Source organism: Curtobacterium sp. PhB136 (genome assembly GCF_004346855.1).
In the GTDB taxonomy this organism is placed as follows: Bacteria; Actinomycetota; Actinomycetes; order Actinomycetales; family Microbacteriaceae; genus Curtobacterium.
Genome location: NZ_SMGH01000004.1, coordinates 1,156,231 through 1,171,476 on the forward strand (window position 1 = coordinate 1,156,231; position 15,246 = coordinate 1,171,476).

A 15,246-nucleotide genomic window follows, 5' to 3' on the forward strand; every position below is an offset into this window, starting at 1 on the left:
GTCGATGCCGTGTGTCGACCTCAGGAAACCGCGTGACCGCCGGCCCAGACCCGCTGCACCCGGAGCGACGGCGACAGCGCGACGAGGTCGGCCGCGAACCCCGGGGCGAGACGCCCGAGCCGGTCCCCGAGCCCCAGCGCGGCGGCGGGAACGCTCGTCAGCGCCGCCACGGCCTCCGGGAGCGTCCGCCCGGCTCGCTCGACCGCGTTCCGCAGTGCGACGTCCTGCGTGAGTGTCGACCCCGCGATCGTGTCCGTCCCGGCGACGTGCGCGACCCCGTCGGTCACGGTCACGTCGAGCGACCCCAGCCGGTACGAGCCGTCGGCAGCACCGGCCGCCCCCATCGCGTCGGTGATCAGCGCGACCCGGCCAGGGGCTGCGCGGAACAGCGTGTCCGCGACGACGGGGTGCACGTGGACGCCGTCGAGGATGAGTTCGAGCGTCACGCGGTCGTCGGCCACGGCCGCACCGATCGGCCCGGGTGCGCGGTGGTGGAGGCCGGGCATCGCGTTGAACGCGTGGGTGAGGATCGTGGCGCCGGCGTCGAAGGCCGCGCGTGCCTGGTCGAACGTGCCGACGGTGTGGCCGACGGCGACCCGGACCCCGGCGTCCACGAACCGGCGGACCGCGTCGAGTGCGCCGGGCAGCTCGGGCGCGATGGTGACCTGGCGGAGAACGCCGTCGCCGGCTTCGAGCAGGGCATCGACCGACGCGGGAGTGGGTGCGACGAGGTAGTGCTCGTTGTGGGCACCCTTGTTGTCCGGGGACAGGAACGGCCCCTCGAGGTGCACGCCGAGCACGAGCGGGTCGGTGGCCATCACGCCGCGGATCCGCTCGAGGGACGCGGCCAGCGTGGGCACGGGGTTCGCGACGAGCGACAGGACCGAGCGGGTCGTGCCGTGCGCCCGGTGCATCGCGAGGGACCCGGCGAAGGAGTCGTCCTCGTGGGACTCGGTCGCGCCGCCGTGCCCGTGCAGGTCCACGAACCCGGGGGTCAGCGTCGCGTCGCCGAGGTCGAGCACCTCGTCCGCCGTCGGGACGTCGGGACCGGAGCCGACCGCGGCGATCGTGTCGCCGGCGAGCAGGACCCAGCCGTCGGCGGTGGAACCGGCCGCGTCGACGAGGTGGGCGGCGCGGACCAGCGTGCGCCGGACCTCCCGTCCGGTGTCACCGAGCCGTGCGCTCATCGGGACTCGCGTCGGAACGCGACCACGCCGGAGAGCGCCGCGACCAGGATGAAGACCAGGCCGACCACGGGGTGCCCGATCGAGATCCACGCGCCACCGGCAGCGACGATCAGGGCGACCTCGACGATGGTCTTGCCGACGACGTCGGTCTCGATCGGTGACTTGCCGGACCGGAAGAGGTACCAGACGAGCGCGGCGAACGCCGGGGCGCCGACCATGAACAGGATGCCCGGCATCGGGAACGGCCACGCGAGGTAGCCCCAGAACGCCAGGGACAGCAGACCGAACACCGCGACGACGACCCGGAGGACCTTCCAGCCGTCGAACTCTCGCCGCGGCTTGCCGATCGCACTCGGGTCGGGGGTGTCTCCCCAGTCCATCGGGGATCGCGGGGCGTTGCTCATGGTGCTGCCTACTTGAAGATGATCGTGCGTGCGCCGTCGAGGAGGACCCGGTCCTCCGCGATCCAGCGCACCGCCTGGGTGAGGGTGCGGGACTCCTCGTCCTGCCCGATGGAGACCAGCTCGGACGGGTCCTTGGTGTGGTCGACGCGGACGACGTTCTGCTCGATGATCGGGCCCTCGTCGAGGTCGCTCGTGACGAAGTGCGCCGTCGCACCGATGAGCTTCACGCCGCGGGCGTGCGCCTGACGGTAGGGGTTCGCGCCCTTGAAGCCCGGCAGGAACGAGTGGTGGATGTTGACCGCCCGGCCCTGCAGCGCGGCGCAGAGCTCGGGGGAGAGGATCTGCATGTAGCGGGCGAGGACGACGAGCTCGATGTCGTGCTCCTCCACCGCGTCGAGGATGCGCCGCTCCATCGCCGCCTTGCTGTCGGCGTCCGTCACGGGACGGTGCTCGAACGGGACGGAGTAGAACGACGCCAGCTCGGACAGCTCGGTGTGGTTCGAGAGCACCAGTGGCACGTCGATCGGGAGCTGCCCGCTGCGCTGCCGGTACAGCAGGTCGTTGAGGCAGTGTCCCGCCTTCGACACGAGCACCAGCGTGCGGAGCGGCCGACCGACGACGTCGAGCTGGACGCGCATGCCGTAGCGCTCGACCACGGGTGCGAGGGCCGCTTCGAACGTCGCGCGGTCCACCGGCGCCATGACCTGCAGGCGCATGAAGAACGTGTCCGTGTCGTGGCTCGAGAACTGTTGCGACTCGGTGATGTTGCCCTGGGCCTGGACGACGGCTCCGGAGACGGCGTGCACGATCCCGGGCTGGTCGTCGCAGACCAGGGTCAGGGTCCAGTGCGTGGGCGGCGTCGCAGTCGCGTCGGTCGGGTCGGTCACGGCTTCAGGCTACCGGCCGGGAGGCCCGGTTCGGCCCCGTCACGCGGCTGCGGTCGCGGGGTGGTCGCGGGCCGCGGGGGTGCGTGCGTCCGCGGGCGTGTGCTCGGGCGTGTGCCTGCGAACCCCGCGGTGCGGGGTGGGTTCGCACAACCGAAAGCAATCGGCACCGCGCGCTCGCGTGGTTCGGACCGCTTTTGGTTGTGCGGTGCGCCGCCGCAGAGCGCGCGCCGCCGCGGAGCGCGCGCCGCGCGGCGCCGCGCGCCGCCGCGGAGCGCGCGCCGCGTCAGCGCGCCGGGGTGGCCCGCAGCGCTCGGTCGGAGATCGTCAGGGCACTGAGCAGCACCGCGATGCCGACGATCACCCAGCCGAGGACGTGCAGGTCCGCCGTGGTGGGCGCCTGGCCGAACACCCCGCCGATGAGCGACGACGCGGCGATCGCCCCGATGTACACGCTCGTCCGCGAGAGCCCCGCTGCGGTGCCGATCGACTCCGGCGGCACGATCCGGTACAGCGCCGCCTGGTTCGACACGGACGCCAGCGCCTGGGGGATGCCGAACAGCGCGGGCGCGAGGGCGAGGAGCACGAGCGGCGACCCCGTGTGCAGCCCGAGGAGCAGCAGCCCGCCGACGATCGGCACGGTCGCGGCGACGATGAGCGGGCCGCGGACGGTGGTCTTCCGGGCGATGAAGAACGACACCACGCCCGCGATGATCGCGGCGGGGAGCTGGATGTACCCGGCCTGGTCGCTGGAGTACCCCGCGACGTCCTGCACCCACTGCGAGAACCCGTACGTCATCGTGTACGCGAGCATGTAGACGAGGAACAGGCGGGCGTAGGTGCGAGTGAGCGCACCGTTGCGGGCGAGCATCCGGACGTCGATGAACGGCTTCGTGGCGCGGAGCTCCCACAGCACGAGGGCGACGAGCAGCACGATCGCGACGCCGAGCAGCCACCAGAGGCCCGCCGAGATGTCGAGCAGGAACACCAGGAGCGCCGAGACGGTCCCGGTCATCAGGACCATGCCGAACGGGTCGAGCGCGGTGAGCACCGGCACGTCGGCGTCGTAGCGCGGGCGGAGCCGGTCGGACGGCAGCCACAGCCCGGCGACGACGAGGCCGAACGCGGCGAGCGGGACGTTCACGAGGAAGATCGCGTGCCACCCGAACCCGGCGATGAGCGCACCACCGAGGGGCGGCCCGGCAGCGGCGGACACCAGCGACGTGATCGACAGGGCGCCGAGGACGAGGGGCGGCGTCGGCTTCCCGATGCGCGCCGAGTGCTGCCGCAGGGTGGTCAGCGCGGCGGGGTAGGCCGACGACGTGCCGATGCCGATCAGCACCCGGGCGAACACCGCGCCGCCGAAGCCGGTGAGGAACTCGGGCACCACGCCGGCGACACCGACGATGACCAGCCCGGCCATGAAGACCTTCTTCGGGCCGAACCGGTCGGCGAGCTTGCCCATCGTCGGCTGCGCGATCGCACTCGCGAGGTAGAGCGCGGCGACGAGCCAGATCGCCTGGGACGCGCCGATGCCGAGGTCACGGGAGATCGGCGCGAGCGCGACCGACACCATCGTCGTGTTGATCGGGTTGAGCAGCGGCCCGACGAGGACCGGGATGAGGAGCTTCGGGCCGAACCCGCTGCCGGTGCTGCCGGGAGTGCTGCCGCCGGACTGGACGGGGACGGATGCGGTGGACGTGGACGTGGCGGGGTGCTTCTTCCTGGTGGTGGGTCAGCGCTCGATGAGCGGGCCGAGGATGCCGATGGCCCGGGCGACCGTCACGCGGTCGTCTTCCGGGAGGGCCTGGAGTCGTTCCGCGAGCACGCGGGTCCGTGCGACCCAGGAGTCCTCACGCGCCGCGGCACCGGCGGGGGTCGCGCGGACGAGTGCCCGTCGGCCGTCCGCGGGGTCCGGGCGGCGTTCCACGAGTTCGAGGTCGACGAGTGCCTGTACGGTCGCGCCCATCGACTGCGGACGCACCCCCTCGGCACGTGCGAGGTCGGCGATCGTGGTCTCGCCGTCGCGGAGCAGCCGCCCGAGGGCAGCGGACTGGGACGCGGTGACGTCGTCGGTCTTGCCGGCCAGCAGCGCTCGCCGCATCCGGCCGTGCATCGCCAGGACTTCGCCGGCGAGCTCGGCCGCGGTGACGTCCGTGGTGTCGGTGCTCGCGCTCATGCCCTCGATGCTACGACTTCGGAAGGGCACCTTGCAAGGCTGCCTTGCAAGTTCAGCTGTTGAAGACGATCCGCCGCTTCGTCACGGTGAAGCCCGCGCGCTCGAAGGCCCGCCGCATCGGGGTGTTCGCGGCGTCCGTCGTCGCGACGACCCGCGGCTCCCCGGCGGCGTCGTGCACCCGGAGTCCCTCGGCGAGCAGCGCGTCGACCACCCCGCGGCCCCGGTGCTGGGGCAGCACGCCGATGTAACTGATCGCCGCGTCGTAGGCGGTCCGGGTCGCGAGCACGAAGCCGACGGTCAGCCCGTCCGGGTCGGCCGCGATCCGCCAGTCGTCACAGGAACCGGGGAGCGACCGGTAGAACGCGAGGTCGTCCGCCGCCGTCCCGCTGGGGCCGAGCTGCGCGACGGTCGCCTGCGTGTGTGCGTCGAGGCTGCCGACCGTGACCCGGCGGAACAGGTCCAGGAACTCGTCGTCCGCACCGCCGCGGAAGGTCAGCCCCGAGGACGCGGCGGGCGACGGCACGTCGGACGCCGGGGTCCACACGACACTCACCCGCTCGGTCATCCGGGTGAGCCCGGCCGCGCGGGCGGCGTCCGCGCGCCAGCCCACGGCCGCGACCGCCCGCGGATCCGACTCCCAGTCCACGGCGACGTCGACGATCCACTCGGGGAGCGTGCCGAACGACTCGGCGCCGGCAGTGATCAGGCCGGAGGCGATCGCCACGCGCTCATCGGGGTCCGACACCGCGACCACCACGTCGTCCAGGGTCGACGGGATCGAAGCGTCGGCGCCGCCCCACCAGAGCGCCCGCCCCACGGGCTGCCCGTCGCGCACCGCGAACCACGACCACTCCGGACGGTAGTTGTGCGCCGCCGACTCCTGCCGGTACCGGTCCGCACCGATCCACGCGACGGGTTCGTCCGTGGTGAAGGCGAGCACGGCCTCCAGTCCGTCGCCAGGAGCCGAGCACGCCGAGAAGGTGACCGTCACGCCGGGCCGGTCATCGTCGTGACCAGGTGTTCCTGCAGGTACCCGAGCCAGTCGTAGACGTCCCGGAGGCCGACGCCGTCGGCGGCGAGCCGGGTCGCCTCCTCGGTCTCCGCGTCCACGATGCCCAGCCGGTCCGCGATCGTCAGCCGCAGGTCGGTGAGGCACCGGAGCCACGACTGTTCGTCGGCGGCGGTGAACGCGCCGTCGCGTTCGCCCGTCAGCCAGGCGTGCACGGTGTCCGCGTTCGTCGACTTCGCCGTGCGGAGGTCGTCGCGCGTGTAGCGGCGGAACTCGGAGCTGGCCTGGCGGTCGCCGGGGTAGGCGTCCGGGAACATCCGGAGCGTCACGGGGTCGGAGTCCAGGTCCCCGTCGAGGATCTGGCGGAGCTGGTCGGTGAGGTTCGTGAGCATCGAGCGCTCGCCGGAGGCCAGCCCGAGGTGGATGCCGTCGGCGCGACGGACGAAGGGGATCACGCTTCGGTGGCCCGGTCGACGGTGGCCTGCAGCCCGTAACCGTGCATCGCCTCGACGTGCCGCTCCATCTCCTCGCGGTACCCGGTCGCGACGATCGCGCGCCCCTCGGAGTCCACCTGGTGCATCAGCCGTTCCGCCTTGTCCCGCGGGAACCCGAAGTAGCTCTGGAACACGTAGGTCACGTAGGACATCAGGTTCACCGGGTCGTCCCACACGACGGTGACCCACGGAACGTCCGCGCGCACGTCGGTGCGCTCGTCGAGTTCGGGGTGCAGCATCGTCATGCATCCAGGGTGACACAGCGACGGCGGCTCGGTACCATCATCAGGTCGCGACTGGCGTTGGATGGGTCACCATCGGGGAGCGACACCTGACACGGTGCGCGGCCGTACGCCTGGGCTGCGCCGACCGACCGTCCGAGCACCGTAGGAGTCCCGTGTCCATCACCGATCTGCCCCCATTCGTCGCGTCCGAGCCGGCCGATCCCGCGCCCGCTGCGACCGACCAGGCCGCCACCCAGGCCGCTGACCGTGCCGCTGCCCGCGCCGCGTTCAACGCCCCCCTCAGCGAGGTCGACCCCGAGATCGCCGCCGTCCTCCAGCAGGAGCTCGGCCGCCAGCGCGACTTCCTCGAGATGATCGCCTCCGAGAACTTCGTGCCCCGCGCAGTCCTCGAGTCGCAGGGCTCCGTCCTGACGAACAAGTACGCCGAGGGTTACCCGGGCAAGCGCTACTACGGCGGCTGCGAGTACGTCGACATCGCCGAGTCGCTGGCCATCGAGCGCGCCAAGAAGCTCTTCGGCGCCTCGTACGCCAACGTCCAGCCGCACTCGGGCGCCACCGCCAACGCCGCCGTCCTGCACGCCATCGCGTCCGCGGGCGACACCATCCTCGGCCTCGAGCTCGCCCACGGCGGTCACCTGACCCACGGCATGAAGCTCAACTTCTCCGGCCGGATCTACAACGCCGTGTCGTACGGCGTCGACCCCACCACGTTCGAGGTCGACTACGACGACATCCGCGCGAAGGCCGTCGAGCACCAGCCCAAGGTGATCATCGCCGGCTGGTCCGCCTACCCCCGTCAGCTCGACTTCGCGAAGTTCCGCGAGATCGCGGACGAGGTCGGCGCGAAGCTCTGGGTCGACATGGCGCACTTCGCCGGCCTCGTCGCCGCCGGGCTGCACCCGTCGCCCGTCCCGCACGCGCACGTCGTCTCCTCGACGGTGCACAAGACCCTCGCCGGTCCTCGCTCGGGTCTGATCCTCTCCAACGACGAGACCCTGTTCAAGAAGCTCAACTCCGCGGTCTTCCCGGGGCAGCAGGGCGGCCCGCTCATGCACGTGATCGCGGCGAAGGCCACCGCGTTCCTGCTCGCCGGCACCCCGGAGTTCAAGGACCGCCAGGAGCGCACGATCCGTGGCGCGCAGCTGCTCGCCGCGCGCCTGACACAGCCGGATGCGCGCGGTGCCGGCGTCGACGTCCTGACCGGTGGCACCGACGTGCACCTGGTGCTCGTCGACCTCCGCACGTCAGAAGTGGACGGCAAGCAGGCAGAGGACCTCCTCCACCAGGTCGGCATCACCGTGAACCGCAACTCCGTGCCGTTCGACCCGCGTCCGCCGATGGTCACCTCCGGTGTCCGCATCGGCACGTCGGCGCTCGCGACGCGTGGCTTCGGCGACGCCGAGTTCACCGAGGTCGCGGACATCATCGCGCTGACCCTCATGCCGAACCCGGACATCGACGCGCTCTCGGCCCGGGTCACGGCCCTGACCGACGCGTTCCCGCTGTACGCGTGAGCGACGTCCTTCCGCGTGCTCTCTGGGCCGGTGAGGGCTCTGCCGTCCGCATCGACGGCACCGCCCTCGCCGCCCGCACGCTCGACGAGCTCCGCGTCCGCATCGACCGCCTGCACGAGCACGGGATCCGTCCCGGGCTCGGCACGATCCTCGTCGGGGAGAACCCCGGGTCGCTGTCGTACGTCGCGGGCAAGCACCGCGACTCGGCGTCGATCGGGCTCGACTCGCACCGCATCGACCTGCCGGCGACCGCTTCGGCCGCCGACATCCGAGCAGCGATCCTGCAGATGAACGACGACCCCCGGGTCACCGCGTTCATCGTGCAGCTCCCGCTGCCGGACGGCATCGACCCGACCCCCATGCTCGAGCTGATGGACCCGTCGAAGGACGCCGACGGCCTGCACCCGATCAACCTCGGTGAGCTCGTGCTCGCCGTCCCGGGTGGCGCCGGCACGATCGACGCGCCGCTGCCGTGCACCCCGCGCGGCATCGTCGCGATGCTCGAGGCGTACGACATCCCGATCCGCGGTCGGCACGTCACGATCATCGGCCAGGGCCTGACGGTCGGGCGTCCGCTCGGCCTGCTGCTCACCCGCCTCGAGGCCACCGCCACCCTGACGCACTCGCTGACGGCGGACGTCGCGGCGGAGTGCCGTCGCGCGGACATCATCGTCGCGGCGGCCGGCGTTGCCGGGCTCGTCAAGCCGGACTGGGTCGCGCCCGGTGCTGCCGTGATCGACGTGGGCATCACCCGCGTGGTGGACCCGGAGACGGGGAAGGCGCGGCTCCGCGGCGACGTCGATCCGGAGGTCGCGTCCGTCGCGGGCTTCATGTCGCCGGTGCCCGGTGGCGTCGGGCCGATGACGCGCGCGATGCTCATGAAGAACGTGGTGGAGGCAGCGGAGCGCCACCTGAAGTAGCGGCGCTTGCGGGGCGCGGTCCGGGCGGGCGGGCGGCGGCGGTCGGCGGCGGTCGCCGGCGGCGGTCAGCGGCGGCGGTAGCGGCGGTCGGCGGCGGTCAGCGACGGCGGTAGCGGTGGCGGCGGCGGTCAGCGGCGGCGGCGGCGGACGGGTGCGGCGGTGGCGGTGGCGCGACGGAAGCGACAGCACGTACAGGTCTGCGCGGCGCATCTGCCGTGGTGCTGTCGCTTTCGTCGCGTGCCCGAGGATGCATGCGCATCGAGCGACAATGCGCCGCCGAAAGCGTCGCGCAAACGGCCGCGTCGTGTCGCTTCCGTCGCGTGCCCGTCACCCGCCCGGCCTGGAGGCTCGCCCCACCTCCGCCACGCCAGCTCCCGCCCCGCGGGCGCCGGCGTCGCGGGCACCACGCGTGTCGCGGACGCCGGCTGCGGTCCGCCAGGCCGAACCGCGCTGCCGGATCGGAACCGGTACGCGAAAGCGACAGTGGTCGGCGGGTGCCCCGCCGACCACTGTCGCTTTGGCGAACCAGTTCAGCGGCCGAGTGGCCGTGCTGCGCCGCCGCGCCGCCGTGCTGCGCCGCCGCGCCGCCGCGCCGCGCCGCGTCAGGCGTCGCGCCGTGCGCCCTGCGCAGCGTGCACGGTGAACACGGCGGGCTCCCGGTACCCGGCGTCAGCGAACGCGGCCGTGACGGCAGCGCCGATCGCCTCCCGCTGGGAGGCGTCGACCAGCGCGATCGCCGCGCCGCCGAACCCGCCACCGGTCATGCGTGCCCCGACGGCACCGTTCGCCATGGCCGTGGCCACCGCGAGGTCGAGCTCCGGCACGGAGATCTCGAAGTCATCGCGCATCGACTCGTGCGAGGCGACGAGCAGGTCACCGATCGCCCGCGGTCCCTGCTCGCGGAGCGTCCGCACGGTGTCGAGGACACGCTGGTCCTCGGTCACGATGTGGCGCACGCGGCGGAAGGTCTCGTCGTCCAGCAGCTCCGCAGCACGGGGGAGGTCGTCCACGGTCACGTCGCGCAGCGCCTCGACGCCGAGCACCTGTGCCCCGCGCTCGCAGGAGTCGCGCCGCGCCTTGTACCCGCCCGTGGCGTGGGCGTGCTCGACGCGGGTGTCCATCACCAGGACTTCGAGCCCGTTCGCTTCGAGTGCCATGTCCACCACGGCGGTGTCGAGCGTGCGGCAGTCGAGGAACACCACGGCGTCCCGTTCCCCGAGGAGCGACGCCGACTGGTCCATGATCCCGGTCGGAGCACCGACCGCGTGGTTCTCGGAGTACTGCCCGACCCGGGCGAGCTGCTTGCGGTCGAGCCCGAGCTCCCACAGGTCGTTGAAGGCCAGCGCCATACCGCACTCGATCGCGGCACTCGACGACAGCCCGGCACCGACCGGGACGTCCGACTCGATGAAGAGGTCGAAGCCGGTCTTGCCGGTCAGGTCGGCGCCCTGCTCGCGGAGCGCCCACGCGATCCCGAACACGTACGCGGACCAGCCGTCCATCGCGGCGGGGTCGAGGTCGTCCAGGGACAGGGAGACGACGGAATCCGGGTCGAACGCCGACGCGACGCGCAGCACCCGGTCGTCCCGCGGTGCGATCGACGCGGTGGTGCGTCGGTCGATCGCGAACGGCAGGACGTAGCCCTCGTTGTAGTCGGTGTGCTCACCGATCAGGTTCACGCGGCCGGGCGCGGAGTACCGCACCGTCGGCTCGTACCCGAACACCTGCTGGAACGTCATGCGCGCTCGATCCCTCCTCGGATGAACTCGGCCGCCTTCTCGGGCACGAGGTCCCCGATCCAGGCGCCCATGGCGGCTTCACTGCCGGCCAGGAACTTCAACTTGTCCGCCGCCCGACGCGGCGAGGTGATCTGCAGCATCAGCCGCACGGTGTCGCGTGCGGTGTGCACGGGCGCCTGGTGCCACGCGGCGATGTAGGGCGTCGGGTCCCCGTAGAGCTGGTCCATGCCGCGGGTGAGGCGGAGGTGCATGTGCGCGAGCTCGTCCTTCTCGGCGTCGGTCAGCCCGGCGAAGTCCGGCACGTGACGATGCGGCAGCATGTGGATCTCGATCGGCCAGCGCGCGGCGAACGGCACGAACGCGGTGAAGTGCTCGCCGGCGAGGACCACCCGCTCCGATGCACGCTCGTTCGCCAGGTGCTGCTCGAACAGGTCGGGCCCGAAGCGCTCGATCGAGTCGAGCAGCCGCTGCGTGCGGGGCGTGACGTAGGGGTAGGCGTAGATCTGCCCGTGCGGGTGGTGCAGCGTCACGCCGATCGCTTCGCCGCGGTTCTCGAACGGGAACACCTGCTGGATGCCGGGCATCGCGGAGAGCGCCGCGGTGCGGTCCGCCCAGGCTTCGACGACGGTGCGCGCCCGCGACTCGGAGATCGACGCGAACGAGCCGGAGGTCTCCGGTGAGAAGCACACGACTTCGCACCGGCCGACCGAGCGGAACGTCCGGTTGAGCCCGACGTCCGTCAGGTCGCCGAGCGAACCCGGAGCGTCGTCCGCCTGCAGGGCGGGGCCGAAGGACGGCGACCGGTTCTCGAACACGGCGACGTCGTACCGGCTCGGGATCTCCGACGGGTTCGCGTCGGACTGCGGCGCGAGCGGGTCCTGGTCGGCCGGGGGCAGGAAGACACGGTTCTGGCGGCTGCTCGCGATCGACACCCACTCGCCCGTGAGGACGTCCTGTCGCATCCGGGCCGTCTCGGGCCGGGGGTCGAGCATGCGCTCGTCGATGCGACGCTCGGCGGGCAGCTGCGTGTCCGCATCGTCGAAGTAGATGAGGTCGCGGCCGTCCGCGAGCTTCGTCGCGCGCTTGGTGATCACCGATCCATCGTAGCGGGCGAACGAAGCATTGCGAAAGTGATCGGAAGCAGACGAAACTACTCGGGTGAGCGATGACGACCTCTTCCTCGCCGGCACGATGCCGGCGCCGCTGCGGCAGGACCGCATCGTCACGATCGTCGACGGCGCCCCCGGCATGGTCCGCACCGCCGCGTTGGCAGCCGCACTCGGCACGAGCGAGGTGACGGTCCGACAAGACCTCGCGGTCCTCGACCGGGAGGCACGGCTCAGGCGGGTGCACGGCGGTGCCGTCCGGCTCGGTGTGGGTTCACCCGAGCGGCCCTTCGAGGAGACCGCCGTCGAGCAGCAGGTGGCGAAGGCCGCCATCGGCCGCGCCGCGGCCGCGCTCGTCCGCTCCGGCCAGTGCGTGGTCCTCGACGTGGGCACGACACCCGCCGCGGTCGCCGAGGCCCTCGTCGCCCGGGACGACCTGGTCGGCGTCACCGTCGTCACGAACTCGCTCACCACGGCCCTCGCACTCGAACGGGCCGTGCCCCGCTTCACCGTGATCGTCACCGGCGGTACGCTCCGGCCGCTGCAGCACTCCCTCGTCGCGCCGTTCAACGGTGCCGTCCTGCCCATGATCGCCGCCGACGTGGTGTTCCTCGGCGGCACGGGCGTCGACGTCGAGCACGGCCTGACGAACGTCAACCTGCCCGAGACCGAGGCGAAGCGGATGCTCCGGGCCGCTGCCGGGCGTACCGTCGTGGTGGCGGACGGCTCGAAGTTCGGGCGCGCCCACATCGGGGTCGTCACCGGCCTCGAGGACATCGACGTCATCGTGACCGCGGAAGCGCCACCCGAGCTCGTCGAGCTGGTGCGCGCCGCCGGGGTCGAGGTCGTCGTGGCCGACGGCACCACATCGGGAAGGAACCACAGCGCATGACCGCAGCACCCACCGGGGGCCAGTACCACCTCCGTCACGCCGGCCCGGACGGGGTCGTCGAGGCGATCGTCACCGAGGTCGCCGCGGGCATCCGCGAACTCCGCGTCGCCGGCTTCGACCTGACCGAGCCCTTCCCGGCGTCGGAGGCCCCTGCGGGCGCGAACGGCATCGTGCTCGTCCCGTGGCCGAACCGCGTCGCCGGGGGAGCCTGGGAGCACGAGGGCAAGCGGCAGCAGCTCGACATCTCGGAGCCGAAGTACGGCAACGCCTCGCACGGGTTGCTCCGGTTCTCGCCGTACCGCGTCGTGTCCCAGACGGAGACGAGCGTGCTGCAGGAAGCCACGATCCACCCGCAGCACGGCTGGCCGTTCACCCTCGAGACCCGGGTGCACCACGAGCTGGTGGACGACGGGATCCGCATCACCCACGAGATCACGAACCGTTCGGCCGTCAGCGCCCCGTTCGCGGTCGGAGCCCATCCCTACCTCCGCGCCGGCGACACCCCCGCTGAGGACCTCGTCGTGACACTCGACGCCGCCACGGCGTTCACCGTCGACGACACGAAGATCCCGAACGGCACCGAGCGCGTCGACGGCACGGACCTCGACCTGCGGGCCGGGCGACGGGCGGGCGACTCGGACCTCGACACGGCCTACACGGATGTGACGCCTGACGCCGAGGGCATCCGCCGGACGACGATGCACGGACCGGAGGGCGATGGTGTCCAGCTCTGGCAGGACGCCTCGTTCCCCTACGTCCAGGTGTTCACGTCACGGGAGTTCCCCCGTGGCGACGGCAAGGGGCTGGCGGTCGCGGTCGAACCGATGACCGCGCCGGCCGACGCTCTCAACTCGGGCGAGGGTCTCCGCTGGCTGGAGCCCGACGAGACCTGGACGGGCTCGTGGGGGATCCGCCGCGTCTGGTCCTGAGCCGGCCGGTCGTCAGCCGCGGCGCATGCGCAGGGCTTCGACCGCGAGCGACTCGGAGTCGTAGCGACCGATCTCCTGGGCCCACGCCGGGTCGTCCCCGCGGAGGGCGATGAACTGCTTGCGCTGTCGGCACACGTAGCCGAGCACGCTCGAGCCGGTGGCGACCTCGGCGAAGTCCTTGCGGATGTGACGGGTCGTGACCTGCGCGTTCCGGCGGAGCGTGTCCAGCAGCAGCTGGTCGCTCATGGTGGTGCCGGTCGCTGCGGCGAGCTCCACGATGCGGCGCGCGTCACCGGTGGTGCTGGTCTGCGTGGCGTCGATGTGCTCGATCACGGTGTACCCCGTTCGTTGTCGTTCCAGGTGGTGCTCGTGACCCACGAGGAGTGGATCCGGGAACGACACTATCGGCGGCACCCCAACAGTCCGCTGAACGGGACCTGAACTGTGCAGTGCGCTTGCCATGAGCAGCCTGAGGAGCACTTGTACCCCGAGGTGGCGACGACGGCGACGAAGGTGGGCCCCGTGGGGCTCGAACCCACGACCCTCGGATTAAAAGTCCGGTGCTCTACCAACTGAGCTAGAGGCCCTCACCCGCAAGGTTAGCGGGCGAGGGCCTCCAGGTCAGACCGAGGTGCGGTGCGTCAGCTCCGGCGACCGGTCAGTGTCCGCAGCAGCCAGGCGATGATCGCGATGACGAGCAGCACGACACCGACCCAGAGCAGGAACTTCAGGCTCGCTGCGAACCCGCCGACGAACAGCAGGATGACGGCGATCACGGCCAGGATGATGAGCAGGGCGTTCATGAGGGTCCTCTCTTTCACGTCCGGGAGGAGTGCCTCCCTCGCCGGAGAACGGTACCCGACGGGGGCGGCCCGTGTTCGGGGCACAGGAACGGCGGGCGTGTCACCGGCGACGCCTACACTGCTGCGGTGCCTCGCGATCACCACCGTCCAGTCCACTTCACCGACGCCGAGTTCGCCGCCATCAAGGGCGGCGAGGACCCCGCGCTCGTGAACCGTGTCGCGCACGAGACCGCGAACGCGCTGCTCCACCGCGTGCGGCAGGACCCGGACCCGGCGGTCGTCGAGCGTCTGGTCACCTACACGGACGTGCACGGCATCGAGGCGGTCGCCGAGCTGTGGGCACGCGTCGGGGCGCACACGCTCCCGGGTGCGCTGTGGCGGATCTACCTGATGCGCACGGTGATCCGGCAGAACCCGGACGAGATCGCGTACCTCTTCACCCGCGGCACGGAGCGCATCGGCACGATCGACCAGGCCGTCGCCGGCGCCGAGCAGCCGACCGGCCCTGCGGAGATCCTGACGCTCGCGGACAGCATCCTGCACGGCCTCTACACGGGTGACTTCGCCGTGGCGCTCGACCGCGGTGCGGCGTTCTGCCGGCTCGCGGCGGCGGGGGCGACGAGCGTCGCGGACGACTCCGACCTCACCGCCGAGGAACGGGCCAGCGTGCTGACGGTCCGGGCGTTCCGCCTGGCCGAGCTCGCCGAGGACCTGTCCGCAGCTGCTGCGCTCTGGCGACGCGACGCCCTGGACTGATCCCGAGCCGGACGCGGGTGGCGCGTCGGAGCCGAACCGAGCCTCCCGGCCGGAACGCCGGAACGCCGGAACGCCGGAACGCCGGAACGCCGGAACGCCGGAACGCCGGAACGGGGCAGAGAAAAACCGGGCCGCAGAAGCGCCTCTCGGCGCGAGGCCGCTCGAAGCGGCGAATTTTGGAGCCC

The 15,246-nt window shown here is 72.0% G+C and carries 17 protein-coding genes, 1 tRNA gene and 1 riboswitch; of the genes, 5 read left to right on the plus strand and 13 right to left on the minus strand.

Features of this window, described 5'->3' with window-relative positions; genetic code table 11:
• Positions 1 to 20 precede the first annotated feature (20 nt).
• The 8 genes from nagA to clpS all read right to left on the minus strand — a co-directional run bounded on the left by nagA (position 21) and on the right by clpS (position 6,402).
• Positions 21 to 1,187, minus strand: a complete 1,167-nt coding sequence (gene nagA / locus EDF27_RS05595) for an N-acetylglucosamine-6-phosphate deacetylase (protein ID WP_132047669.1) — start codon at positions 1,185 to 1,187, stop codon at positions 21 to 23.
• Positions 1,184 to 1,591 carry a YrdB family protein gene (locus EDF27_RS05600; RefSeq protein WP_123656344.1) on the minus strand — a complete coding sequence of 136 codons (408 nt, stop codon included), beginning with the start codon at positions 1,589 to 1,591 and terminating at the stop codon, positions 1,184 to 1,186. The genes nagA and EDF27_RS05600 overlap by 4 nt, the downstream gene beginning before the upstream one ends.
• An 8-nt stretch (positions 1,592 to 1,599) precedes the next feature.
• On the minus strand, positions 1,600 to 2,478 hold the full coding sequence (purU, locus tag EDF27_RS05605) for a formyltetrahydrofolate deformylase (protein ID WP_132047671.1): 879 nt from the start codon (positions 2,476 to 2,478) through the stop codon (positions 1,600 to 1,602).
• 283 nt (positions 2,479 to 2,761) lie between these two features.
• Positions 2,762 to 4,096, minus strand: a complete 1,335-nt coding sequence (locus tag EDF27_RS05610) for an MFS transporter (RefSeq protein WP_347812796.1) — start codon at positions 4,094 to 4,096, stop codon at positions 2,762 to 2,764.
• A 114-nt stretch (positions 4,097 to 4,210) separates the two neighbouring features.
• Positions 4,211 to 4,654 (minus strand): MarR family transcriptional regulator, encoded by a 444-nt coding sequence (locus EDF27_RS05615; protein WP_123656341.1) that lies wholly within the window; start codon positions 4,652 to 4,654, stop codon positions 4,211 to 4,213.
• A 52-nt stretch (positions 4,655 to 4,706) separates the two neighbouring features.
• The gene (locus EDF27_RS05620) at positions 4,707 to 5,645 is read right to left on the minus strand and encodes a GNAT family N-acetyltransferase (RefSeq protein WP_132047673.1); all 939 of its coding nucleotides are present in this window, start codon (positions 5,643 to 5,645) and stop codon (positions 4,707 to 4,709) included.
• Complete coding sequence (locus tag EDF27_RS05625; protein ID WP_123656339.1) at positions 5,642 to 6,118, minus strand: DUF2017 family protein; 477 nt, start codon at positions 6,116 to 6,118, stop codon at positions 5,642 to 5,644. Before EDF27_RS05625 ends, EDF27_RS05620 begins: the two co-directional genes overlap by 4 nt.
• On the minus strand, positions 6,115 to 6,402 hold the full coding sequence (clpS, locus tag EDF27_RS05630) for an ATP-dependent Clp protease adapter ClpS (protein ID WP_123656338.1): 288 nt from the start codon (positions 6,400 to 6,402) through the stop codon (positions 6,115 to 6,117). The genes EDF27_RS05625 and clpS overlap by 4 nt, the downstream gene beginning before the upstream one ends.
• Before the next feature lie 39 nt (positions 6,403 to 6,441).
• Positions 6,442 to 6,525: riboswitch (ZMP/ZTP riboswitch) on the plus strand.
• Positions 6,526 to 6,554: 29 nt separating this feature from the next.
• Between clpS and glyA the strand changes: the two genes are divergently transcribed.
• Positions 6,555 to 7,916: a serine hydroxymethyltransferase gene (gene glyA, locus EDF27_RS05635; RefSeq protein WP_260233321.1), complete on the plus strand. Its 1,362-nt coding sequence runs from the start codon at positions 6,555 to 6,557 to the stop codon at positions 7,914 to 7,916.
• Entirely contained in the window at positions 7,913 to 8,836 is a 924-nt protein-coding gene (locus EDF27_RS05640) for a tetrahydrofolate dehydrogenase/cyclohydrolase catalytic domain-containing protein (RefSeq protein ID WP_123700818.1), read from the plus strand. The genes glyA and EDF27_RS05640 overlap by 4 nt, the downstream gene beginning before the upstream one ends.
• A 602-nt stretch (positions 8,837 to 9,438) precedes the next feature.
• Here the strand turns inward: EDF27_RS05640 and galK are convergent.
• Both galK and galT read right to left on the minus strand, forming a co-directional pair.
• On the minus strand, positions 9,439 to 10,575 hold the full coding sequence (galK, locus tag EDF27_RS05645; protein ID WP_132047675.1) for a galactokinase: 1,137 nt from the start codon (positions 10,573 to 10,575) through the stop codon (positions 9,439 to 9,441).
• Complete coding sequence (gene galT / locus EDF27_RS05650) at positions 10,572 to 11,669, minus strand: galactose-1-phosphate uridylyltransferase (protein WP_123656335.1); 1,098 nt, start codon at positions 11,667 to 11,669, stop codon at positions 10,572 to 10,574. The genes galK and galT overlap by 4 nt, the downstream gene beginning before the upstream one ends.
• Before the next feature lie 64 nt (positions 11,670 to 11,733).
• On the opposite strand from galT, the gene EDF27_RS05655 reads away from it, so the two are divergent.
• Together EDF27_RS05655 and EDF27_RS05660 are read left to right on the plus strand one after the other, a co-directional pair.
• Positions 11,734 to 12,573 carry a DeoR/GlpR family DNA-binding transcription regulator gene (locus tag EDF27_RS05655; RefSeq protein ID WP_207909561.1) on the plus strand — a complete coding sequence of 280 codons (840 nt, stop codon included), beginning with the start codon at positions 11,734 to 11,736 and terminating at the stop codon, positions 12,571 to 12,573.
• The gene (locus EDF27_RS05660; protein ID WP_132047677.1) at positions 12,570 to 13,502 is read left to right on the plus strand and encodes an aldose 1-epimerase family protein; all 933 of its coding nucleotides are present in this window, start codon (positions 12,570 to 12,572) and stop codon (positions 13,500 to 13,502) included. Before EDF27_RS05655 ends, EDF27_RS05660 begins: the two co-directional genes overlap by 4 nt.
• A gap of 12 nt (positions 13,503 to 13,514) precedes the next feature.
• Here EDF27_RS05660 and EDF27_RS05665 read toward each other — a convergent pair whose 3' ends face one another.
• The 3 genes from EDF27_RS05665 to EDF27_RS19600 form a co-directional block, all read right to left on the minus strand.
• Positions 13,515 to 13,835 carry a hypothetical protein gene (locus EDF27_RS05665; RefSeq protein ID WP_123656333.1) on the minus strand — a complete coding sequence of 107 codons (321 nt, stop codon included), beginning with the start codon at positions 13,833 to 13,835 and terminating at the stop codon, positions 13,515 to 13,517.
• Positions 13,836 to 14,016: 181 nt separating this feature from the next.
• Positions 14,017 to 14,089 (minus strand) — tRNA-Lys (locus tag EDF27_RS05670).
• 54 nt (positions 14,090 to 14,143) lie between these two features.
• On the minus strand, positions 14,144 to 14,305 hold the full coding sequence (locus tag EDF27_RS19600; RefSeq protein WP_165931368.1) for a hypothetical protein: 162 nt from the start codon (positions 14,303 to 14,305) through the stop codon (positions 14,144 to 14,146).
• 126 nt (positions 14,306 to 14,431) lie between these two features.
• Between EDF27_RS19600 and EDF27_RS05675 the strand changes: the two genes are divergently transcribed.
• On the plus strand, positions 14,432 to 15,061 hold the full coding sequence (locus EDF27_RS05675) for a DNA-directed RNA polymerase subunit beta (protein WP_123656332.1): 630 nt from the start codon (positions 14,432 to 14,434) through the stop codon (positions 15,059 to 15,061).
• Positions 15,062 to 15,246 lie beyond the last annotated feature (185 nt).